Origin of the sequence: Legionella shakespearei DSM 23087, from assembly GCF_000373765.1 — a bacterium.
Classification (GTDB): domain Bacteria; phylum Pseudomonadota; class Gammaproteobacteria; order Legionellales; family Legionellaceae; genus Legionella; species Legionella shakespearei.
In genome coordinates this window covers 7248-31115 of sequence record NZ_KB892396.1, presented here as the reverse complement: position 1 = coordinate 31115, position 23868 = coordinate 7248, and the positions used below count along the sequence as shown (strand labels likewise).

Here is a 23868-nt window from a genome sequence, read left to right as displayed (position 1 = left end):
ATAACCATGAGCGAAATAAATGATATTAGTGATCCATTGCCTGATGAGCCCATAGAAAAGAAAGAGAAAAAAGAAAAAAAGGAAAAGGCGGCTCCTGTTCCCATCATTAAAAAAATTAAAAAGCATGGTCATGGGCATCATGGTGGCTCATGGAAAATTGCCTATGCAGACTTTGTTACGGCAATGATGGCCTTTTTTCTCCTCATGTGGCTGGTTGCTTCATTAAACAAAGCACAAAAGGCAGGGATCTCTGAATATTTTAAGCAGCCGTTGAAGGTAGCACTTTTTGGCGGCGACAGTATGGGTAGCCGGCAAATCAACATCAAAGGAGGCGGCCCCAATATAGAAGAAAGTGACGGACAAGTATCTGCCTCTAATAAACCGCTTAAAAATGACACATTAGCAGAAAGCAAGGAAATAACTCAGTCCAAAGATGCCGAACTAAAAAAACTGGAAGAACTTAAATCAGAAATCAATTTGAGTATTGAACAAGATCCCGCTCTGGCCGGATTAAAAAAACAATTGCGAATGGATGTGGTTTCAGACGGCTTAAGAATACAGTTAATCGATAATCAAAACAAACCGATGTTTGATGTAGGATCTGATAAAATCAACCCGGAAATAGACCCTATTCTTGCCAATATAGCCAAACTGTTAAATTCCGTACCCAATAAAATAACCATTCAGGGGCATACTGACGCCAGTCCTTACCACAATCCGGAAGAGCTTGATTACACCAACTGGGAATTATCTTCCCAAAGAGCGAACGCAGCCCGCAGAGCACTGATTAAAGCCGGAATGAATGAAGATAAGGTAATGACCGTTTCGGGCTTTTCATCAACTGTTCTTTTGGATAAAAAGAATCCCCTTAATCCGGAAAACCGCCGCATCAGCATTATAGTGATGAAAAAGGGTGCAGAGGATAAAATTACTACCAACGAGTAGATACCTGACCAAGCCCTCTTTCCCGGTTGCAAGCAAGCCGGGCTACACTCACTGTTTCTCAAGAATTAACATTCACAATATTTGAAGCCATAATGCAACTTCCATCTTGGCCAATCATCAGGAACACCTTGCTGTCGCCATTGTTGTACAGATGGAAAATAATACGGTAAACCGTCACTTCCCCACCATCAAGTTGAATGGTTTTGGGCTTCATGCTCGACATAAAGGCATAATAATTACTTAAACCTAAAGGATGCAATTCTTCACTCCAATGAGCAGACTGCAATTCCCTCAAATGTGCCAAACCCCAGTTGCGTTCAAAATTATAATCATAATCGATAACAACTCGTGCGTTATCAAGTAGTGCCGGACAATTTCCCTTATCTTGCGAAAGGGTAAAATTAATACTGGCATGATTTGGCAACGCAGAAAAAGAATGGGCTGCTCCCACCAGAAACCAAAAAATTAAAGTACAAAATATCCTATTCATCATTACTCCTTTAATTAAAATTCCATGGTCGAATGATAAACGTGAACTTCTGAAGAGTACACCACTTGACGAAATTATCGCCGGAAAATCTATTGCTTTGTTGAATTCTCTTCGATATGATTAATAAGTTTTCTGTTGAAACATTGACTTTATAGTGTTAAAATTGACCAGCCAAGTAATTTCTCACCCATCAGTAATGTAACGAGGATGTGTTCATGTCTTTAAATGAATCGGCAGTTATAGTATCTCAAGCAGCTGACAATCGCTCTTCAGAATGGAAAAAACAAGATACAATATGGATGCTAAGCCTTTATGGCACAGCTATAGGTGCGGGTACTTTATTCCTTCCCATAGATGCTGGTTTAAATGGCATTTGGCCCTTAATCATCATGGCTGTCCTTGCTTTCCCCATGACCTATTTCTCGCATCGCGCCCTTTGCCGCTTTGTTTTGTCTGGCTCTTCAAACCATAACGACATTACCGATGTGGTGGAAGAACATTTTGGTTCTTTTGCCGGGCGGTTACTGACTGGACTCTACTTTTTTGCCATTTACCCTATTTTGCTGATGTATAGCATCGCCATTACCAACACCACCGAGAGTTTCCTGGTGAATCAGATGGGATTAAGTGCCCCACCGCGGGCGCTACTGGCTATCGCATTAATTCTGGGACTCATGACCATAATTCGTTTGGGTCAGGAAATCATAGTAAAAGCCATGTCCGTGTTGGTGTACCCTTTCGCCACTATCCTGCTGCTTTTATCCTTATATTTAATTCCGCACTGGAACACGGCAGTGTTGCAACACAGTAACTCCTTGCAGGCAAATGGCGGGCATGGTTTGTTGATGACTTTATGGCTTATTATCCCAGTCATGGTGTTTTCTTTTAACCACTCTCCTATTATTTCCTCTTTTGCAGTCAGCCAAAAACAACACTACGGCAATCAGGCAGACAAAAAAAGCTCTTTGATTATGAAATACAGTCATTTAATGATGGTGTTTTCTGTAATGTTTTTTGTGTTCAGCTGTGTCTTTAGTCTTTCACCACAGGATTTAATGCAGGCAAAACAACAGAATATTTCGATACTCTCTTATCTGGCCAACCATTTTAATACGCCACTCATTGCGTATGTTGCTCCTGTTATAGCCTTTATCGCCATTTCAAAATCATTTCTGGGACATTATCTGGGAGCCAAAGAGGGGCTTAGCGGCATTATCGTTAAATCACTAAAATCCTCAGGTAAAACCATCGGTAAAAGTTCGCTGCAACGTATTATTGAACTGTTCATGATTGTGACTTGCTGGATTGTTGCGACAGTAAACCCCAATATTTTAAAAATGATAGAGACGTTAGGCGGCCCGGTAATAGCTATTCTTTTGTTTATTATGCCTATGTATGCAATAGCCAAAGTGCCCGCTATGAAAAAATACGGTAATCAGCTTAGCAATATATTCATCACCATCATGGGTCTTATATCCATCTCAGCCATTTTATATGGGTTGTTTTCATAAACCCATATGATGTGGCACAAAACGTAGCCCGTATTAGGCGTCAGCCGTAATACGGGATCGAAGTGGCAATAAGCTAATTCCCGTATTACGGCTGACGCCTAATACGGGCTACGAATCTGATGGGCACTGAACAGTAGCTCGAACTACTGATTACGAAATTGCGACGTGCTGGTGGCGCATTCGACCGGATGTTCAGAAGTTTCTGTTTCAGCTAAATCATAAGATTCAACATGTTTAAAGAAACGGTGTTTCGACACGTCTGGATGAAAGGCAGTTGATTGTGTTTTACTCACTATCGATGTTTGGCAACGTAATGCACCATTCATATATGCTGCAACTTGACTTACATTACAGGCACCTTGAATGCCCAGTAACGTACTTAAGAAATCGCCGCTGTAATCATAAGCTTCCAGCATATCAGCACCATGCACACGGGTTACCCCTAAATCTCTTAAAGAAGAAGCAAATTGCTCACTAAATAAAGGTAAATCTTGCCGTGCTGTAATAAAATGACGACCTTTCTCGCCCAAATCAAGGGCTATACCATTCATCATTAAAGCCAGGGCGCCATCAAAACCTTCAGAGCTTTTGCAATAAGGTACGTATTTAAGCTGTTCCGGGTCAGTTTCATCAGTAAGATAAAACAAACAGCCAAACACCTTAGTCACCTCAAAACCATGCTTTTCCAATATCTCACGCGTAGCTTCTATAATATTTATTTCAAATAAATCCTTCAGCACTTCAAAGGTCTTTCTAATGCCATCTATCTCTACGTCTGACAATCCAAAATCTATTTTATCCTGATCAAAAGAATGAATAATGAACTGGCCTTTACCCAGATATGCCATTTGCAGATCCAGATGATAAGTCCATTGTGGAATAGGCAATATCTGTTCAACAGAACAGGACAAATCTTTGGCTAAATAAATTATGGCCTGTTCCCTATCCACATTGTTATAAGCCATGGTTTCAGAAATGGCATTTTCGCCAACTATGTGATAGCGTTCTTTTTGCTCATTAATAGCACAAAAGAAATTCCCTCCTTCTAACACTGATTTTCTGGCAAACGTTGAGTGAGCTAAAAGTTCTTCTGCTTGCCACTGACTTGGTGAACTGATGTTTGACTTTGCCCGATGATGCTCATCCATTTGAAGGGGCGCATAATAAAGGCTACGATTAGCCTTTGCCTGATTCATAAATCCTGCAGTGAAATAGTTTGTCCGTGAATCTTTTACAGGTACTACAACTTCCTTACCAGTGGAAATCATATAATCTTTAGTCCAGTAACTGTTTGTAAACTCATGCTCCTGTACTGAAAACCCTACTTCTCTCCCCAGAACTTGCAACGAACTACGGTAAGGCGATTCTTTATGGATAAACACAACCGAATCGGGTGTAATAACGTCTTCAGCAAAAAGCAGATTGTGAAAGAGAGTGTTCAACTCTGTTTCCGGTTTTTTAGCGAATTTATAAATGACCCGTGCATCCTCGTAAGCGGCTTTAAATTGGCCGCTGCGTATATGAGCCAGGAATGAAACATTGCAGTCTGCTAATCCATCCTGTATCGCAGGGCTCAGGCTTGCATAAAGCTTTTTAACTTGCTTTTGAATATAGAGTACATCGGGATTCATATATAAGACTCAATTTAATACATTTAATCCAATATTATTCAATTAAGATTAACATAATATTAAATGAAACAAATTTTAACCGATTAAATAGGAACTAGAAGCGACTTATAGTGTATCTTATTTGAATTTATCCAATTCATCAGGCTGAATGGTTAAATTCTGATCCTGGTCAAATGATGTTTCTTCATTAAGGCGAATCTGTAAGCCCACATTGTTTTTGGAATCAGCGTATTTGATGGCATTTTCTTTGGTAATTTTGCCTTCATTGTATAATTTCAATAAAGCCTGATCAAAAGTCTGCATTCCCTGCTCATTACCCCGTGCCATGGCTTCTTTTATTTCGTCGATTTTTCCTTTTTCAATTAAGTCGGAAATATAAGGAGAATTGATTAATATCTCAACAGCCGCCACACGCTGATTGTCTATTCCTGGAATCAAACGTAAAGAGATAATGGCCCGTAAATTAAGGGACAAGTCGGCTAAAACCTGTGGTTTTGCATCTTCAGGGAAGAAGTTAATAATCCTGTCCATGGTCTGATTCGCATTATTAGCGTGTAAGGTTGAAATACACAAATGTCCCGTTTCAGCATAAGCAATAGCATGTTTCATGGAATTACGATCTCGAATTTCCCCAATCAGGATAACATCAGGGGCCTCGCGCATGGCATTTTTCAGTGCATTGTCATAACTGATGGTATCAATACCAATTTCACGCTGATTCACTATGGATTTTTTATGTTTGTGTAAGTATTCAATAGGGTCTTCAATGGTTAAAATATGACCTCTATGATGTTCATTCCTGTAATCGATCATTGATGCAAGTGTGGTTGATTTACCTGAACCAGTAGAACCCACAACCAATACCAGACCCCGTAACTCCAGTACTATGGATTTTAAGATTAAAGGTAAATTCAAATCGTCTATAGACGGAATTTCTCCTTTAATATAACGAACAACCATAGTCACTTCGCCTCGCTGCCGAAACACATTGATCCTGAAACGACCAACCCCTGCCAGGGAAAGAGCCATATTCAGTTCCATAGTGGCTTCAAACTCTTTTTGCTGATCATCGTTCATTATGGATAAAATAATTTCGGACATTTGATGCGATTTAATTGCAGATTGCCCTATGGGGGACGTGATGCCTTCAATTTTAATATTGGGCGGAGCTCCTACACTGAAAAATAAATCTGATGCACCCTTATCAACCATCAATTTAAAAAAAGGAGTTATGTCCATAGAGAACTCTGCCGTTTTATTTTGATAACTTAAGTTTAGTCAAAGTGCATAAATTTGCTAATAAAATTAATTAGATTCTATATTTTGATGTACTCCGTATTAGATAAAGACGTAATACAGGACAACTTAACGTGAGTTAACATCAGTTTCGGATAAGAAGCGTGTTTTATCCAGTCGTTACTTCGATGCCGTTCGGGCTGAGGAAGCGCGATAGCGCTGTCTCGAAGCCTTGGCATGGTGCTAAGGCTTCGAGACGAGGCTACCGCCTCTCCTCAGCCCGAACGGCATCGAAGTAACGACTGGTGCAAACAACTTTCTTATCCATAACTCACGTGAGTTATGGATAAGGAGCTTGATTTAAATATATAAAAAGCTGTAGCCTTGATGCAGCGATAGCGTAATCAAGGTTTTCCTATGGTCTTTACCTTTCAGCATGAAAACCTTGATTACGCTATCGCTGCATCAAGGCTACGCCTCTTATGAACCCTGGATCCCGCGGACAAGCCGCGGGACGGCGGAGATCCTTAATGGCAGTGCCTCTGATATAGACAACTCAGACTACATTGAAGCATGCACTCTTTCACTTCTGAGCGACATTTCGGCCATACAGGCTTTCAAAAATGCATTTTTAGCTGCGACTCCCTCTTCAGTATTAACCTCCAACTGAGCTACTTCAGCATGTAATTTATTCAAAAACTCAGCACACTCCATATCCGTATGATCATTATGAGGCACTTCTACGCTATTAAGCTCAGGTTCATCAGCCAATTCTGCCTTTAATGCCGGACGAGGAGTTAACATCTGTTGCATATAAGGAGTATTAAACGGTGACATGGCCAAACGCTCAGCGCCATCGTGAGCCTCAGGGTTACTGTTATACCAACGCTCTAAAACTGATTTAAAGCCATTAACGCGTTCAGCACCTAAAAATTGATCATAGCTAACCACGCCGGCAGGAAAATTCTTACCCAAATGATTTCTCGGAGTAATTTCATTCTCTTTTAAGTAAGTCATAAAATCGTGCTCAAAGCGGGCAATTCCTGGGGCTTCTGGATGAGTCACTACATCTATAGCCAAAATGTGTTCGTCTTCCGCCGTAGTGAAGCTGGTTGATAGACCACCATTTGTTCCCTTGATGTAACGCACATACACAGCATAAGTCACAGGATATTCGCCACGAGCAGCCCCACTGTTTAACAAAGACTCCATCTTTTCCAGTATGGTTTCCAGTTGAGTCCCTGCCTCACTATCCTTGACCGGGATAAGGTAACTGACGTCACGCATGTCCTTGGGAAAAGCAACTTGAGGATGAGTAATGTGATTTTCAAAATCTACTTTGGCCTTGGTGCCTCGCGTACCGGTTACAACAGCCGCAGAAAGCAACATAAACGCTGGCATTAAATGCTTTAATCCCGAATCCAGTAAAAACTCCATCACTGAAGCACCTACACGCACTTGTAATTCCTGAGCAAAAGAGCGTATATCCGCATCATAGGGTGCATTAGCTTTCTTAGTAGGCTTTTCTGTTGAATAATTCCACTTGCGGACTTGCCATTTGGGCACCAGTTTTGCTATTTCCGGACAACCGTAACTGGGTACCCCCATGATGCTCACGTATTGATTATCCTTTAATACATCATCCAGTTTACCCGTCATTGCCTCTGTATTGGGATATAACTCAATGGTTTCCCGTAAATTAAATGCTTTAACTGCACGTAATTTAATACTTAACACTACCCCCAGCAAACCACTATGACCACCCCGTAATGCTTCAAAATCAGGATGATCGGCATTGATTTCACGTATTTCTCCATCCATGTCACACACTCTGATGGATTCGATTAAGCCACTGAATGCGGGCTCATCCCGCCCCGTACCATGTCCTGCAGTTCCAGCCAAACCGACAGCAGTAACCCAGGCAATCATGCTCACCGTAGGCAACGACAAGTTATGCTTACGTAAATAATCAGCGAATTCGGAAATCTGCACCCCGGCACTGACTTCTACTAAAGTAGAAGGCAATTGATGAATCGGGTTCTCAGGATTGAACACGACCGGCTCATCTATAGCCCCGATGATTTTTTTATGGTGAAATTTCTTGGCGAAACGAATAACGACATCGGTTCCGGGAGTTCCTGGAGCCGTTCTTCCTCCCACTACCTGAGAAAATGAAAAACCTTCATTGTATTGATTTTCCTGAGCATCGTTCCAGGGGAACAAACTGCAACCGCAGGTTTTGGAGTCAGACCAGCCTGCAGTGGCTCTGACTGTAATTTTATCATCAGGAGTTCTCTCTGCATTCAATTCTTTTATAGCTTTAATGACGGTCTGTAATTGTTCTTCAGTTTTAATTTCTACAACAAGTGCTGCCGGATTGGAAACATTCTCCATATAATTCGCCCAACCGCTGGCGTAAGCGATTTTGCCCTTACTTAATACCTTGATGAAACGTGCTTGTAATTCAGCAGGAAAAGTCATAATAACTCCTTGTAAATATAACTCTTAAATTAAAGCTCTATCCTGAACCCACTGCCATCTACTCCGCCGTCCCGCGGCTTGTCCGCGGGATCCAGGGATCTAAGATCGGAATGAGATCTCTGGATCCCGCGGACAAGCCGCGGGACGGCGGAACCCCTTAATTTAATGGCAGTGAGTCCTGAGCCTACTTATACTCCTCATAAGTACATTTTCAGTGTATAAGAAATGAACCTATTTGACTATAGGGAACAAAGGATGCTCCATCCTTACGCCTGCCGGCAAACTTTCAGCCAAACCAGGAAAGTCCGGCGAAGTCGGCCAGGGTCTGGGCGCATGAACCATATCGTCTCCCAGAAAGCGTACAGAAAACACGCGTCGACGCTGTTTGCCTTCCACTCCTCTGGCCATATGTAAAGTCAGCATATGAAAACAAACCACATCTCCAGGTTCTATTTCCCAACCAATCACAGGAAAAGAGCTTCTGTTTTTTTCTATTTCGGGAAGCTCCTGCAAACTTCCTTCGGGAAACCATTTCGCCTGATTATCCATAAAGGTGCGCGGCATAAGCCAAGGACCAAGATGGGAGCCGGCGACAAATTCCAAAGTTGCATTTTTGCTGACTGGATCAACCGGAATCCAAAAACTGCAATTCATTCTGCCTTCAACATTATAATAAGGTTGATCCTGATGCCATGGAGTAATTTGCCGGGTTCCTGGTTCTTTAACCAGCAAATGGTCATGATACAATCGAACCGTCTGACTTTGCATTAATTGGGCTGCCGCGGCTCCAAGAGCTGTTTCAAAGATGATCTGCTGATAATATGGATTTTGTTGCCAGGTGCAAAAATCTTCTACGAAAAAACCCGGATCATCAGCTTTGCTTGCAACCTTTGCCCGTGGGCTTAAAGAGGCCAGATTCAGTTCGATTCCCTTTCGTAACAACTCAATTTCGTCAGCCTGAAGCAATTGCCGAATACACACTGCACCCTGCTCCTGAAAGTGTTTTATTGTTTCGCCATCTAATGGATAACTCATAAGTAATACTCACATTTTGTCCAATACTTCGCGTAAATATTTAACAGGTTCGATGATCATGTCAGGGCTTTGTTGTTTGGGAGCATTGGCAAAGGGCACTATAGCGCGTTTAAACCCATGCTTTATTGCTTCTTTAATGCGCTCCTGGCCACTTTGTACCGGCCTGATTTCACCAGCCAATCCCACTTCACCAAAAATAATGGTTTCACTGTCAAAAACACGATTACGCAAACTGGATACAACGGCAGCCAATAAGGCCAGATCACTGCCGGTTTCGGTGACTTTGACACCCCCGACTACATTAATAAAGACATCCTGATCATAAGTAGCGATACCGCCATGCCGGTGTAAAACGGCCAATAAAATGGCCAGGCGATTATGCTCCAGCCCCGCTGTTACCCGCTTGGCTTGCTGTCCGTGCGACTCATCAACCAAGGCCTGAACTTCAACCAGCATGGGACGAGACCCCTCCCAGGTAACCATGACAGCACTACCTGGTGTTGGCTCTGGCTGGCGGGATAAAAAGATAGCAGAAGGATTGGCTACTTCTTTCAAGCCCCTGTCGGTCATAGCAAAAACACCTAACTCATTGACCGCACCAAAGCGATTTTTAATCGCCCTTATCACTCTGAAACGGCTGTCACTTTGCCCTTCAAAATACAAGACACTGTCCACCATATGTTCCAAAACACGTGGTCCCGCCAAAGTCCCCTCTTTAGTGACATGGCCGACTAAAAATACCGCCGTTTGGGTCATTTTGGCAAAACGAACCAATTGCGCTGCTGATTCACGAACCTGGCTCACGCCTCCGGGAGCTGAGCTAATGGTTTCAGTAAAAATAGTCTGTACCGAATCGACAACGATAATTTTCGGTTTTTCTTTTTGGGCATGAGCAAGAATGGCTTCAACCTGTGTTTCTGCCAACAAGCGCAAGCCAGCCAGAGGCAAACCCAGACGCTGGGCACGCATGGCCACTTGTTGTAAGGATTCTTCACCGGTGACATATAAAACCGTTTCCTGCATGGATAAATTGGCTAAGGTCTGTAACAACAAAGTCGATTTGCCAATCCCCGGGTCTCCGCCAATCAATACCACTGAACCATAAACCAGACCGCCACCCAAAACGCGGTTTAATTCGGATAAACCGCAGTCCATACGCACTTCCTTATCCATAACGACATCTTCAACAGCCGTGATCATGGAACGCTGATTGGCCCATTGCCCGGTTCGTGAATTCCTGCTTTCCGGAATCACCCCTTCTTCAGCAATGGAATTCCAGGCACTGCATTGCACGCATTGTCCGGCCCATTGTTTAAAGGTTGCTGCGCACTGATTACAGACAAACTGTGTTTTGGTTTTCATGATATTTAACCTGCGTAAGAGCTTTAGACGAATCATAACCTTTAATGGGTACGGGGTAAAATATTCCTGTATTACTATTACGCTGCGCTAATCCACGTTGTCTGATCGATCCACGTCGTCCTGAGCGCGTCTTTTTGCGCGAAGGATCTCCAAATACTGGCACCATGCCAATTTCAGGAGATCCTTCGCGCAAAAAGACGCGCTCAGGACGACGTGGATCGATCAGACGATGTAGATCGGACAACGTGGATCTGGGGATGCAAAGTAATTAACACTGTTGAATCCTGAATCTAACTCAGTATAATCACCCCTTTTGATAAGACAGGTAATCTTTTATGGACAAAGGCATTCATTTCGAACAATCAATATCTGATTTGGAAGAGATTGTAAAACAGTTGGAAAAAGGTGAATTAACTCTTGAAGAGTCACTCAAACAATTTGAAAAGGGAATCGGACTTGCCAGACATTGCCAGGAGGTATTAAACCAGGCAGAACAAAAGATAGAAATTTTAACCACCGCATCCCAAAGTGCTGACCTTAATTCGGATGAATCAATAAGTGATTGAATTATATACCCAAAGACACGAACGCTATCTTGAAGAATTGCTTGCGGGCACAGAAACTCCTGCAAAAGTCATCCAGTCGGCCATGCATTATTCTTTATTTCCGGGTGGCAAAAGGATAAGGCCAGTATTGGTTTATCTGGCAGGTGAACTTCTCGAAGTCAGCCTTTCTGCTTTGGATGTGATAGCAGCAGCAATAGAATTAACTCATTGTTATTCACTGATTCATGACGATCTTCCAGCTATGGACGATGATGATTTGCGCCGTGGCAAACCGAGCTGCCATAAAGCCTACGATGAGGCCACAGCCATTTTGGTTGGTGATGGCATGCAGGCTTTGGCAATAGAAGCATTACTGACACGCTTGCCCCCCTTACTCCATGCCGGGCAAATTGTAGCGATTACCCGCGAATTGGTTAAGGCCAGTGGTGTGAGTGGTATGGTGAGTGGACAAAGCCTTGACCTGTCTGAACTGGCTACCTCTTCCGTAACTGAAGCCCAATTAAAAGAAATACACCACCTTAAAACAGGAAAACTGATTCAGGCTTGTTTTGAAATGGTTTTGGCTGCCCAGAGCAACACCACAGAACAGGAAACAGCAGCGCTCAGAACTTATGCTCACCATATTGGTCTTGTCTTTCAAATACAAGATGATTATCTGGATTACTATGCTCCCGCCGAACTTTTAGGAAAGGGACGCTCTTCCGATTTGGCCAATAAAAAAACAACTTTTGCTACCCTGTTTACACGTTCCCAATTGGAAGCCGATATAGCAAACCATTACCAGATTGCACTTGATTCTTTAAAATTATTTGGTGCAAAAGCAAATCATTTAATTGAATTAACCAGCCAATTGGAAAAACGCAGTAAATTGGTTGAATGCTCAGAGTGAATCGCCCTCTGATTGTCTATTTAATTCATTTTTAATGTGATATAATTTTGATCACAATGTATTTTTCCAGGAGCAGATAATGCCGCATATCATTTCCAAACCGCAAAACATTGAAGAAAATGTGTCAGGAATTAATAAAGAATACCATTTTGGCTATTATGAAACAGCCAATTTTTCCCACCGTGATGCTCAGGAAGATGCCTTGGCATGGCATGTATTGGAGAACAATGAATTAACCGCTGCCAATACCACAACACCTTTAAGCCCGGAAGAAATTGGCCACCGTTTATGGACCAGTTATCAATTATTGGAAAAACCTGAGTTAAAGGCAGGTACAACGGCATCAACAACTGTATACGATGGTAAAGGAAATCTGATCACAGCCACCCTGGCAGATGCAGCCAGTTTTGCTGCGGTTTACGATGAATGGGGACAAGTTCTTGGTGTTGTCCGTTTAAACAGTGTGACACACAAGCCTACCAATTTAGAGGAAAAAACCCGAATTGAAGCGGCGGGTGGTTTTATCTTTTTGGGCAGGGTTAACGGAACTTTGGCTGTATCACGTGCGATTGGTGATAATAGCCTGAAACAGGCAGGTGTTTGTTCTGAAGCACAAATTGATATTACCAGTACAGCTCAGATTGCTGACAGGCTGAACATTGCTCCAGAAAAGATAAGCAAAATTCAAATTATTACAACTTGTGATGGATTTACTGATGGTGCAGGTTCAGATCAGTCCAAACAAGGACATGAACAGTATCTGTTCCGTATTTTAAGAGACATGTCTTCACCAGGCAATGAATCTGAAGAAGCATTGGCTCAAGAGTTAGTGGAGCAAGCAAAACGTGATGGATCTCGCGATAACATTTCTGTCGCAATTCAAACCATCACGAAAGAAACACCACCCTTTTTAATGGGAGTATATGACGGTCATGGTGGTACAGATGCCTCATGTCACGTCGCTGATAACATAGGCAGTGTTTTTAAGGCTCAGTGCGCTTTAACGCCAGAAGCTTATGCGCAGCAAGAGTTAAGTGTAAACAAGAAGAAAGCGGTTTATGATCGGGATAATGGCCCAAAACAAACGATCGATAACGATGCTCCGGCCATTTTGCCAGCACAGACGCCTCCATTGATTACTCCAGTTCAACCAGATGCAATGCCAGAGAAAAAGCCTGAAACTTTGGATCTGAAGCAAGAACAAGAATGTTCAAATATCGTCAGTGAGCTGCTGGCCTTAACTCAGAAATATCAGGCCGATCTGCATAAAAGACCAGAGAAAGCATCAATAAATCCTGTTATCAGCCACCTGGTTTCCTTATTAAAAAGCAAATCGAAGCAACCAGAAGATAAAATTAAAGACTTTTATGCCTATCTGGACAGCGCACAAACTTCGTTTATCAGCTCTGAGCCATTAACCAATATGGACATCATTAAGAAAGATACCCATGTCTCGGCTTTGAATTTCCTTAAAGGTATTGCAATCATTGCTGCAACCGTACTTACAGGAATTTTACCGGGATTACTTATTGCGGGTATAGTCTATGCAGCGACTGGAAGACAACCTTTCGACTTGTTTAAAAGCGAAGGGGCGCGCTTTGAGAAAGAAGTACATCTGCTAAAAGATCGCCACGCATTTTTCCGCCCAGAACCCAAAGCAGAAGAAAGCAAGACCGATGCTCCTAACCCAGACTCAGGGAATCAATTGGGATAATACGTAGCCCGTATTAGGCGATAGCCGTAATAATCTACGTCGTCCTGAGCGCGTCTTTTTGCGCGAAGGATCTCCCAGAAAGTGGCATGGTGCCAGAATGGGGAGATCCTTCGCGCAAAAAGACGCGCTCAGGACGACGTAGATCAGGAGGACGACGTGGATTTTTTTGGGGGCTACATTTTAAGGACTGTGCTTCAAATTCAAATCCACTTCCATTTGATCTAAAGCCACGGCTGCCTTGGATCTGTTCGCTGTAAACAGAGCATTCGGATTAGAAGTAAAGACCTGGATTACCACATTCATCAGTGTTTTCAACAGATTGGTCAGAAAGTCCCCCCAACCCAAATCGCGCTCCAATACAGTCCTTACATCCTCAATCGCATGTTCGCATTTTCTTTTAAATTGAAATCCCGCTTTAAGATAAGGTATTCCGTTTTTTAATTGTTCTTCATACTTATCACGCGCCTTTTGTAAAGCCGTAATTAATTTTCCAGCTTTATCAAGAGCTTCTGTGTTATTGTGCTGATTTTCTTTTCCTATCCTATTCTGAAGCTCGGCAAAAATCGCATCAATTTTATTTAATATTACCTGATGCCTTGCATGTAATTTTGCTTCGGCAATTTCATTGGCAACTCCAGATAACGGCCCCCCGTTGGTGGCAAAAACTCTGCCAGTGTAATCACCAATATTTGCTGCAATCCCCTTAGCCAGAACACCATCAAGATTGATAATGTTTTCATGCGTTGGCTCCTGAGAGTCATGCCCATGGACATAAAAGACATTATAGCCTTTATGCTGTTTATTCCGTTTTAATTCAGAATACTCGCGATTCCAAAGTGCAAAAGTGATGGGATCATCTTTAGCATTAGGACGCAGTGTTAAATTTACAGGTAATTGATGGACCATACCAAGTCGTACATGTTCCGCAAATACTTCATTAATCGCATCAATTGTGCGGGCTAATTCTTCAATACTGCCATCCTGATACACCACACCATATTGCCTGAATTTAAGAGCCATGTAACGGATGGTTTTCAAATCAATTCCTGCATGGCTGTAGAGGGTAATATCATTCCCGCTTATAGAATACGACAGTAATCTTAAGCCTGGTTTATAAACGTCTTTAACCAGTTCATCAATTTCTTCCCTGGTAATTAACCCTTCCTGGATGAGCATTCTCATATTATTTAATGATTTTGCCTGCCCGGAAAAATTAATATTGGGGGCACCAAGGTTAGTCACATCGTTCCCAATTAAATACTCATAGGCAATAAGAAATTCGATACTGTGATTGGAAAGGAGTATTTCATAGGGAATACCGCTCTGTTTCAATTTTTTTAAAATTTTGAAAATAAAATAATCATTCTGGCCGCGGTCGCAAATCTCATCGCCAATCAGTCGGACCAGAGGTTTTTCCCCGGCTTCAAGCCCATCAATGATTTGATTGAATTCAATAATGTCTTCTGAGGCAAGTGGCTGTTCTGAAGGCTCTCGATCAGGAGCTGAAGCAGGATGTTTGAGGTATATATTTTTTAAACGTTCGTAATGTGCATCACTGATTTTTACTATGCCTTTTTCAGCAAGAAAATACAGGAACAACATGGAATTAGCATGAAGATCACCCACCGTGAACTGGGTCGCATCTACAGGTGTGGCCAGAGGACATTGATAAATATCTGCTTCATGCTGATTGTTAGTCATCGAAATTCCTTACGACAGGTTATATCCCCTTAGGAATGTTTTTTTTGATTTGGGACAAGGGGATCAAGGTCTCAATACCGTTGTTTGTTTTTCGCTGTTCCCCTTTCCAGGCATGCCCGTAAACTACTTCATAAGTAAGGGGATATTTACCGTTACCGGTTTGCAATGCCCCGTAATTGCGCTCAAATTGCTGCCACGATTTTTTACCGGTTAAGCCCTGATTCCTTTGCGGGTTAATATTTCTTACCCCTTGGGCTTGCAGAGAATTTAATAATTGGGGCAAAGTCTCATAATGGACAGCTAATAACTCCATATCCATCACTGGTTCTAAAAAGTGCTCAGCCATCAGACTGTCGCCAATATCATGCATATCAACGAATTCATTCACATGCTGAAATTCATTAACTCCGGACCATGCGGCTTTTAACTCTTTAAACGTGTCTGGCCCTAAAGTGGTAAACATAAAACAGGCATTCACATTCATTACCCGGTTAATTTCACGAAAAACCTGAGCCTGCGGATGCCCCCAATGAATCACCTGATTGGCAAATACCAAATCGAAAAGACCCGAAGGAAAAGGCATATGGCTCATATCCGCAGTTACTAAAGACCATTTACGCCGCCAGCTCTGTTTCTTTTTGGCTTGCAGCAACATAGCCTGAGCCAAATCGAGGCCAACAATTTGCGCCTTGGGATACATCTTTGCCAATTCACGCGAAAACATCCCGGGGCCACAGCCCAAATCAAGGATACGCTGAGGAGCCATTTTTAAATACTGCAGACGCTCAAACAGCCTTTCGCCAATTTCATGTTGAACTTTTGCTGCCAGTTCATATTCTGCGGCATGTTGATTAAATGCCTTGCTAATTTCATTTTTGACCGCCATTATACTGACCAGGAAAAAAGTTAAATACAGGAAATCCAACGCTCGTGCGCCAGAAAATAATCAGTATAACACGAAGTATACGTCTGCCTTCAATATGCACATTGTGCAACCAATTTCATAAAAGCACCTTGGCTGTGTGCGCTGAATGCATTCAATTAATGAGCCGTCTGGGCTGTCGCTGTGTCCAGTGTGCCTACCCTCTTCCTGACGATGGTTACTTAATCTGTGGACACTGCATTAAAAATCCTCCGCATTTTGATGCAACGTTTATTGCTTATTCCTTTGAAGAACCACTTAGAAGCCTGCTGCATCAATTTAAATACTACAATGGCCTTTATCTTGCTAATTTATTCTGTCATTTGATGGTGCAGGCCTGGGACACTGACAGGCCCAAACCCCAATGTCTTATTCCCGTCCCCATGCACCCCAGCCGTCTCAAGGCTCGCGGGTTTAATCAGGCAGCAATTTTGACTAAATTGCTGGCCAGGAAGTTAAGTCTTCCTTTTGATTTGACCAGCTGTAAGAAAGTAATTAATACCGCACCACAAGCAGGATTAGACAGTGAACAGCGACAAAAAAACCTCAAGGGAGTCTTTCATACCGCTCCTATGACTTATGAACATGTTGCTCTCGTTGATGATCTGTTAACAACCGGCAGTACGGCAAATGAAATCGCTTTCAGTTTAAAAAATGCCGGGGTGAAAAGAGTGGATGTTTGGTGTTGTGCACGAACAATTGTTAAAAATTCATAATTGAGTAACCCTCCGAACTATGCAGAATCACCCTCCCCCGAAGGTGGAGGGGCCACTTGCGTAGATTTTCATATTTATTCGCATCTTTCACTGTATTAACACAATGAACAATAACCCTACACTAATCGGGCCAAATCATTCAAACACAATTGTACTAATAATACACAAAACACAATCATCATCAGCTTATATAATAAAACTTCCATCGCGACCGATATGGGCTTCCCTCTTATCTTTTCTATTAACAAATACACCATGGAACCACCATCAAGGCCAGGTAAGGGAAATAAATTAACCAAGGCAACAGCCACGCTAAAAGTTGCAATGAAATAAATAAAAATCATCACGCCTTGAGTCAAGGAAGCGACAGAAGCAGCAAAAATGCCTAAAGGCCCTAATAAAATAAAAAATGGGAGCGCACCAGTGAACAACTGTTTTAAAATCATGATAAAGAAATAAAGCAAATGCAGGATTGTTGTTTTCGCTTGCCACATTGCATCAGTCAGTGAAGAAGCGCGTACGACCTCTTGCGCTGCGGAGGCATCCGGACTTATGCCAAGTCCTGCTAACAAAGAGCGTTGCTTTTGGGTAAAACGAGGCAGGCTTAAATCAAGAGTGACCTCTTTCAGAGCTTGATTTTGAGCCTGTTTCACCGTTACTTTAATATCCTTTTGTCCCCAGAAAATAATCAATTGCATGCCCACCGCATTCCAGGAAGATGTTTGTCTCCCCTGTATTGCAAGCACTTGATCTCCCGGGTTTATTCCAGCCTGAGCAGCCAGACTATCTGGCTGAACTGATTGCACTTGTGGCACTTTATAAGCAATACCAATATAAAAAACCAGAGCGAAAGCAATCCAGGCTGTCAGGAGATTAGCAAACACACCTGCTAACAAAATAATCAGGCGCACCCAAACAGGCTTCTTATCAAAACAATAGGGCTCTTCAGCGGGTTTAACAGGAGTGATTCTCGTATTAAGAAGATCAACATAGCCACCCAAAGGCCACATTGCCCAGCTCCATACAGTGCCATTGGGGCGTTGCCATTGAATTAAGGGTTTGCCAAAACCAATAGAAATTTTTTTTATTTTTACCCCAAAGATACGCGCTGCAATTCCATGTCCTGCTTCATGGATACCCACGACCAATATAAGGGTGAGAATTATGGCTAATATCGCCATCAACATAGTAACTCCTGTATCTATTCGGATTAGCTGTGGACGGTCCGTAGCAGCTCCACGTCGTCCTGAGCGCGTCTTTTGGCGCGAAGGATCTCCAAATGCTGGCACCGTGCCGCTTTCAGGAGATCCTTCGCCAAAAGACGCGCTCAGGACGACGTGGATCGTGTGTAGAAGAGTCAACTGCTTACAACCGGGCTACGTTCGTGCCACAATATTTTATTTACTGGTATTATCCACTACTAACTGCAGCATAGGAATACCTTTGCGTCCGTCCAATTCATATCCTTGTCGGTACACTTCGAAAATTCGATAAGCCTGATGAGATTCAGTATCTATTAACTCCACCTCATCACCTTGTTGATCCAATAAAGTGACTGTCAAATGGATTTCACGAAAACCTTCAACCTGATAACGCTCCTTAAATAATTTCAAAACCCGGTCGAGGCTCTCAACCATTTCTTCAGCATTATGTTGACCTTGAAGGATAATGTCCATTAGCTGCTCCTTTCTAATTTACACAGTGTGTGCAAAAAGTGGCTATCATTGTTGACGGCCAAATGAAAAACTACTTTAGGATTTGTTCGTTGTTTCTCTACACCTTTTGCGGTTGATCGGTTACAATTCATTAATTCAACTGAAACAATGACTAATAATATCCAATAATGTTTGTCGCTTGCGGACTTAATCATAAAACGGCTCCAATTAATGTGCGTGAAAAAGTCGCATTGCCTGCTGCTATGCAGGATTCCTTGCTGCACAGTCTTATAGAACTTCCGGCAGTGAACGAAGCGGCTATTTTATCTACGTGCAATCGCACCGAAATTTATTGCGATACTGAAGAGCCAGAAATCATTAGCCACTGGCTGGCAAACGAACATCAATTATTACAAGATGAATTATCGCCTTTTCTCTATGTGCATGAAGGCAATCAGGGAATCAAACATACCCTGCGTGTTGCCAGCGGCCTGGATTCGATGATGATAGGTGAGCCACAAATTCTGGGGCAAATGAAACAGGCATACCAGCAGGCTTGTCGTCTGGGCACAGTCAAAACACAACTGCGTCCGGTTTTTGAATACATCTTTAGTGCCTCAAAAAGAATAAGAACTCGCAGTGGTATAGGTACAAATCCCGTATCTGTTGCTTATGCAGCAGTGCAACTGATAGGTCAATTATTTACAAATTATAAGCCGCTCAATGTATTTTTAATTGGCGCTGGAGAAACAGCATCCCTGGTCGCCAAGTACTTATACCAACATGGAGTGCACCGCTTTATGGTTGCCAGCAGGACGCTGGAAAATGCCCAAAAGCTTGCTGATACTTTTGGCGGAAAAACAGTTTCCATTGGTGACATTCCCCAATATCTGCCCCAGGCAGATGTGGTTATCTCGGCAACGGCCTGCCCTCTTCCCTTTATTAATAAAAGCCTGGTCGAACATGCAATGAGCCAAAGAAAGCAAGCACCTATGTTTTTCCTGGACCTGGCTGTTCCTCGCGATATTGAAAACAATGTCGGTGAATTAGAGCAAGTTCATCTTTATAATGTGGATGATTTACACATCATGATAGAAAAGGGAATGGATGAAAGAAGGCATGCAGCCCTTCAGGCAGAGCAATTAATTGAAAGTGAACTGGATAATTACATACGCTGGCACCGTTCCTTAAGGGCAAAAGATGTAATCTGCGATTATCGCAGTCAAATGCAACAGCTGGCACAACAGGAATTGGAACGTGCCTTGAAAAAGCTTTCTGCCGGCCAAAGCCAACAGACGGTTCTTAATGAATTCAGCGAGCGCCTGGTAAACAAATTAACTCATAATCCAACCACAGGCTTAAGACAAATTGCCTGGGACGGTCGGGAAGACTTGTTGTCACTGGCGCAATACCTTTTTAATACAACCACACAATGCCAATCATCCTATGAAGAAATCTCTTGAGTTAAAATTACAGCAAATGCTGGAACGCTTTCAGGAAGTAGGTCGTTTATTATCCGAAGCGTCTGTGATTGCCGATCAAAATCAGTTTAAAGCCTTATCCAAAGAATACGCGCAACTGGATCCGGTTGCTCAATGTTATGAATCCTATCTGGATGCTAAAAATAATTTATTGTCCTTAGAGGAACTTTTGAATGGTGATGACAAAGAACTGTCTGCAATGGCAGAAGAAGAACAAGACAGTGCCAAACAATTGGTGGAAGAGCTTGATGAACAGTTGCAATGGCATTTAATTCCTAAAGACCCTGACGATGAACGCAATATCTATCTTGAAGTACGCGCAGGGACTGGTGGCGATGAAGCAGCCATTTTCGCAGGCGATCTTTATCGCATGTACAGCCGCTTCGCAGAAACTCAAGGCTGGCAACTGGAGTTAATCAGTGCAAGCCATGGAGAACACGGTGGTTATAAAGAAATTATTGCCAGAATCAGCGGCAGTGCCGTGTATTCGCAATTAAAATTTGAGTCAGGGGCACATCGGGTTCAACGAGTGCCAGAAACCGAATCACAAGGCCGCGTGCATACTTCAGCCTGCACAGTAGCTATTATGCCCGAAGTTGATGAAATTGATGAAATTCAAATTAACCCCGATGATTTACGTATTGATACCTATCGATCATCAGGTGCCGGAGGCCAGCACGTTAACAAAACGGATTCGGCCATTCGAATTACTCATATTCCGACTGGCGTGGTTGTAGAGTGTCAGGATGAGCGCTCTCAACATAAGAACCGTGCAAAAGCCATGTCTCTGCTGCAAACCCGTTTATTGGATGCAGAACAAAGCAAACAAAGAAAAGAGCAGGCACAAACCCGTAAATCACTGGTAGGAACTGGCGACCGTTCGGAACGCATCCGTACCTATAATTTTCCACAGGGGCGTCTGACCGACCATCGTATTAACCTGACCATTTATCAGTTAGGTGATGTAATGGAAGGAAATTTAAACCTGGTTATAGACTCTTTGAAACGCGAATACCATGCCGAATTACTGGCGGAACTGGGACGCAATGATTAGTATCCGCAAGGCTCTGGAACAAGCCTCGCAGCAACTTGACGCGCTCGATACCGATACCCGTCTGGAAGCAGAATTATTATTAGGCCATCTTTTAAATAAAAACCGGGCTTATCTTTACGCGCATGCTGAAGAAGCTATCAACGCTGAGCAATCAGAAGCCTTTAAGCAACTGATAGCGCAACGTGCTTCGGGAATTCCAATCGCCTACCTTACAGGATACCGTGATTTCTGGTCTCTTACTTTAAAAGTAAATAGCCATACGTTAATTCCAAGGCATGATACAGAACGTCTGGTTGAGTTAACTCTGGAACTTCTGGGTGATCAGCCCAATATCTCTGTTCTTGATATGGGAACAGGCAGTGGAGCCATTGCCCTGGCACTTGCCAAAGAGCGGCCTGATTGGGAAATCAGTGCCTGTGATGCCAGTGAAGAGGCTTTAAAAGTAGCCATGGAAAATGCAGCAGATTTAGGTCTTGGCACTATTCATTTTTACCATTCAGACTGGTTTAGTGCCCTGCCAGAAAAAAAATATCATGCAATTATTTCTAATCCTCCTTATATTAATGAACAAGATCCTCATTTAAATCAAGGTGATGTCCGATTTGAACCACGAAGTGCATTGGTGAGTAGTCAAGAAGGATTAGCTGATCTACAATATATTATCCAACACGGTTATGACCACCTCTTGCCTAATGGTTTACTCTTGCTCGAGCACGGGTATGATCAAAAAACTGATATTGAGACTATACTTAATAAATCAGGATATAAAAATGTGCAGTGCTGGCAAGATATTCAGGGACATGATAGGGTTAGTGGAGGTTGGCATCCTTGATATTGATATTAAAAGATTATTTTGTTGATGAATCTGTCGATTTTTGGTATATCTTGCGACTTCCACAGAACTCAGTTTCAAAGTCAACAGACCGAGGAGTTGGAGGCCAAAATGACAGAACAATTAATTGATAAAACCAATGAGAGACAATACAACGTGAAAAACGACGCAATAGGAAGCATGGGAATCGCCCCTTATCAGGAGACTGAAGGGGAAGAGTATATGAATGAAAAGCAATTGGCTCATATTGAACAAATATTGTTAGCCTGGCGTCAGTCATTAATGGAAGAAGTCGACCGAACTGTGACCCACATGAAAGACGAAGCAGCCAATTTCCCTGATCCTTCTGACAGAGCAAGCCAGGAAGAGGAGTTCAGTATTGAACTGCGTACCCGTGACAGAGAGCGAAAACTTATCAAGAAAATTGAAGATGCTCTGGAACGTTTAAGAAATGACGATTTCGGCTATTGCGAAGCCTGTGGTATTGAAATTGGCCTCAAACGCCTTGAAGCAAGACCTACTGCAACCTTATGTATTGATTGCAAAACCTTGTCTGAAATCAAAGAGCGTCAAAATCAGGGTTCCTGATTCGCCAAATCAAGCATTTATTATATAATTCCCGCACAAGCGGGAATTTTTTTATTTCCTGCAACGATACATTATAAAAAACAAAGGACGTAGCCCGTATTAGCGAAGCGTAATACGGGATCGAAGTGGCAAGGAACCCATGTTCCCGCATTACGCTCACGCTAATGCGGGCTACGAATCTGAAACTATATGTTGGATAAAAGCAGTATGAAGTTCACAGATCATGGTTATAGAATTAACCCAATAGTACAAAGCTCTGGTTATACCTGGATATTTTTGCCAGGTGGTCCTGGCTTAGGATCCGAATATTTAATAGATTTTTGCAAAAACCTGAAATTACCAGGCAGCATATTGCTGCTTGATTTCCCCAGGGATGGCACAAACCCTCAAGGGACTCTTGATTTTAAAGATTGGGAAAAGGGACTGATTGCGTTATTACAAACAGTTCATAATCCGGTATTGGTCACTCACAGTTTTGCCGGCATGTTTGTCTTGAATATTCCTGAAATTGAACCACATCTGTCAGGCCTTGTGATGATGAATACCACAACAAAAAACAGTTTTTTTGAGCATGTCGCGGCGATGCAAGAAAAACATCAGCTTCCCGATTTGGTTGCTCCTGCCACCGTCTATCATTTAAACCCGTCTGATGAGACGTATAGAGAATTCTGGAATACCTATAAATATTATTGTTTTACAGCTGAAGAAATGCGTGAAGGGGAACAAATGATACCGCTTTTTGCCTTTAACAGTGAGGCCTATGATTACACCATTCATAATTTTTATGCGAACTATCAATGCAAATGGCAACCCTCTTTAATACCAGCAATGACCATTGCCAGTGAACACGATTTTATTTGCCCTCCCCAGATTTTTATACAAGATAAACGATTCCAATCGGCAAATATAATCAACAAAGTGATTGATGCAGGACATTGTCCATGGATTCTTAAACAGGAAGAAGTGCAAGAATGTTTTAACGAGTTCATTAAAACACTATGATGGGGGCACTCTACTATATATCTGCCCATATCTTGCAGAATTTGTAGCCCGTATTAG

Annotated in this window: 21 protein-coding genes; 11 read left to right on the top strand and 10 right to left on the bottom strand. The window is 42.5% G+C overall.

Annotation, left to right across the window (positions count from 1 at the left end; translation table 11 throughout):
• Positions 1-6: 6 nt before the first annotated feature.
• Positions 7-945 carry a flagellar motor protein MotB gene (motB, locus tag B094_RS0107520; protein ID WP_018577198.1) on the top strand — a complete coding sequence of 313 codons (939 nt, stop codon included), beginning with the start codon at positions 7-9 and terminating at the stop codon, positions 943-945.
• Between the two features lie 58 nt (positions 946-1003).
• On the opposite strand, the gene B094_RS0107515 is transcribed toward motB, so the two are convergent.
• Positions 1004-1438 (bottom strand): hypothetical protein, encoded by a 435-nt coding sequence (locus tag B094_RS0107515; RefSeq protein WP_237762312.1) that lies wholly within the window; start codon positions 1436-1438, stop codon positions 1004-1006.
• A 212-nt stretch (positions 1439-1650) separates the two neighbouring features.
• On the opposite strand from B094_RS0107515, the gene B094_RS0107510 reads away from it, so the two are divergent.
• The gene (locus B094_RS0107510; protein ID WP_018577196.1) at positions 1651-2946 is read left to right on the top strand and encodes a serine/threonine transporter; all 1296 of its coding nucleotides are present in this window, start codon (positions 1651-1653) and stop codon (positions 2944-2946) included.
• A 143-nt stretch (positions 2947-3089) separates the two neighbouring features.
• Here B094_RS0107510 and B094_RS0107505 read toward each other — a convergent pair whose 3' ends face one another.
• From B094_RS0107505 to radA, 5 genes are all read right to left on the bottom strand, one after another.
• Positions 3090-4577 carry a hypothetical protein gene (locus B094_RS0107505; protein ID WP_018577195.1) on the bottom strand — a complete coding sequence of 496 codons (1488 nt, stop codon included), beginning with the start codon at positions 4575-4577 and terminating at the stop codon, positions 3090-3092.
• Between the two features lie 117 nt (positions 4578-4694).
• Positions 4695-5816: a PilT/PilU family type 4a pilus ATPase gene (locus B094_RS0107500; protein ID WP_018577194.1), complete on the bottom strand. Its 1122-nt coding sequence runs from the start codon at positions 5814-5816 to the stop codon at positions 4695-4697.
• A gap of 558 nt (positions 5817-6374) precedes the next feature.
• Positions 6375-8294, bottom strand: coding sequence for an FAD-binding protein (locus tag B094_RS0107495; RefSeq protein WP_018577193.1), 1920 nt, complete (start codon positions 8292-8294; stop codon positions 6375-6377).
• Between the two features lie 231 nt (positions 8295-8525).
• Complete coding sequence (locus B094_RS0107490; protein WP_018577192.1) at positions 8526-9329, bottom strand: phytanoyl-CoA dioxygenase family protein; 804 nt, start codon at positions 9327-9329, stop codon at positions 8526-8528.
• 9 nt (positions 9330-9338) lie between these two features.
• Complete coding sequence (radA, locus tag B094_RS0107485; protein ID WP_018577191.1) at positions 9339-10691, bottom strand: DNA repair protein RadA; 1353 nt, start codon at positions 10689-10691, stop codon at positions 9339-9341.
• Between the two features lie 335 nt (positions 10692-11026).
• On the opposite strand from radA, the gene B094_RS0107480 reads away from it, so the two are divergent.
• The 3 genes from B094_RS0107480 to B094_RS16850 all read left to right on the top strand — a co-directional run bounded on the left by B094_RS0107480 (position 11027) and on the right by B094_RS16850 (position 13860).
• Entirely contained in the window at positions 11027-11257 is a 231-nt protein-coding gene (locus B094_RS0107480; RefSeq protein WP_018577190.1) for an exodeoxyribonuclease VII small subunit, read from the top strand.
• Positions 11250-12146: a polyprenyl synthetase family protein gene (locus tag B094_RS0107475; protein ID WP_018577189.1), complete on the top strand. Its 897-nt coding sequence runs from the start codon at positions 11250-11252 to the stop codon at positions 12144-12146. The genes B094_RS0107480 and B094_RS0107475 overlap by 8 nt, the downstream gene beginning before the upstream one ends.
• 79 nt (positions 12147-12225) lie before the next feature.
• Positions 12226-13860: a PP2C family serine/threonine-protein phosphatase gene (locus B094_RS16850; RefSeq protein WP_018577188.1), complete on the top strand. Its 1635-nt coding sequence runs from the start codon at positions 12226-12228 to the stop codon at positions 13858-13860.
• A gap of 180 nt (positions 13861-14040) precedes the next feature.
• On the opposite strand, the gene wip is transcribed toward B094_RS16850, so the two are convergent.
• Positions 14041-15561, bottom strand: coding sequence for a Dot/Icm T4SS effector Wip (wip, locus tag B094_RS0107465; protein ID WP_018577187.1), 1521 nt, complete (start codon positions 15559-15561; stop codon positions 14041-14043).
• A gap of 19 nt (positions 15562-15580) precedes the next feature.
• Positions 15581-16447, bottom strand: coding sequence for a malonyl-ACP O-methyltransferase BioC (gene bioC / locus B094_RS0107460; protein ID WP_026253932.1), 867 nt, complete (start codon positions 16445-16447; stop codon positions 15581-15583).
• Positions 16448-16491: 44 nt separating this feature from the next.
• Between bioC and B094_RS0107455 the strand changes: the two genes are divergently transcribed.
• Complete coding sequence (locus B094_RS0107455) at positions 16492-17199, top strand: ComF family protein (RefSeq protein WP_420324235.1); 708 nt, start codon at positions 16492-16494, stop codon at positions 17197-17199.
• Between the two features lie 116 nt (positions 17200-17315).
• Here B094_RS0107455 and B094_RS0107450 read toward each other — a convergent pair whose 3' ends face one another.
• Both B094_RS0107450 and B094_RS0107445 read right to left on the bottom strand, forming a co-directional pair.
• Entirely contained in the window at positions 17316-18386 is a 1071-nt protein-coding gene (locus B094_RS0107450; RefSeq protein ID WP_018577184.1) for a M50 family metallopeptidase, read from the bottom strand.
• A 210-nt stretch (positions 18387-18596) separates the two neighbouring features.
• Positions 18597-18875, bottom strand: coding sequence for a hypothetical protein (locus B094_RS0107445; RefSeq protein WP_018577183.1), 279 nt, complete (start codon positions 18873-18875; stop codon positions 18597-18599).
• A 164-nt stretch (positions 18876-19039) separates the two neighbouring features.
• Here B094_RS0107445 and hemA point away from each other — a divergent pair, with 164 nt between their 5' ends.
• The 5 genes from hemA (at position 19040) to B094_RS0107420 (ending at position 23811) form a co-directional block, all read left to right on the top strand.
• Entirely contained in the window at positions 19040-20317 is a 1278-nt protein-coding gene (gene hemA, locus B094_RS0107440) for a glutamyl-tRNA reductase (protein WP_026253931.1), read from the top strand.
• Positions 20301-21389, top strand: coding sequence for a peptide chain release factor 1 (prfA, locus tag B094_RS0107435; protein WP_018577181.1), 1089 nt, complete (start codon positions 20301-20303; stop codon positions 21387-21389). Before hemA ends, prfA begins: the two co-directional genes overlap by 17 nt.
• On the top strand, positions 21382-22221 hold the full coding sequence (prmC, locus tag B094_RS0107430; RefSeq protein ID WP_018577180.1) for a peptide chain release factor N(5)-glutamine methyltransferase: 840 nt from the start codon (positions 21382-21384) through the stop codon (positions 22219-22221). Before prfA ends, prmC begins: the two co-directional genes overlap by 8 nt.
• 111 nt (positions 22222-22332) lie before the next feature.
• Positions 22333-22809 carry an RNA polymerase-binding protein DksA gene (gene dksA / locus B094_RS0107425; RefSeq protein ID WP_018577179.1) on the top strand — a complete coding sequence of 159 codons (477 nt, stop codon included), beginning with the start codon at positions 22333-22335 and terminating at the stop codon, positions 22807-22809.
• Between the two features lie 207 nt (positions 22810-23016).
• Complete coding sequence (locus tag B094_RS0107420) at positions 23017-23811, top strand: alpha/beta fold hydrolase (RefSeq protein ID WP_026253930.1); 795 nt, start codon at positions 23017-23019, stop codon at positions 23809-23811.
• The last annotated feature ends 57 nt before the right edge of the window (positions 23812-23868 follow it).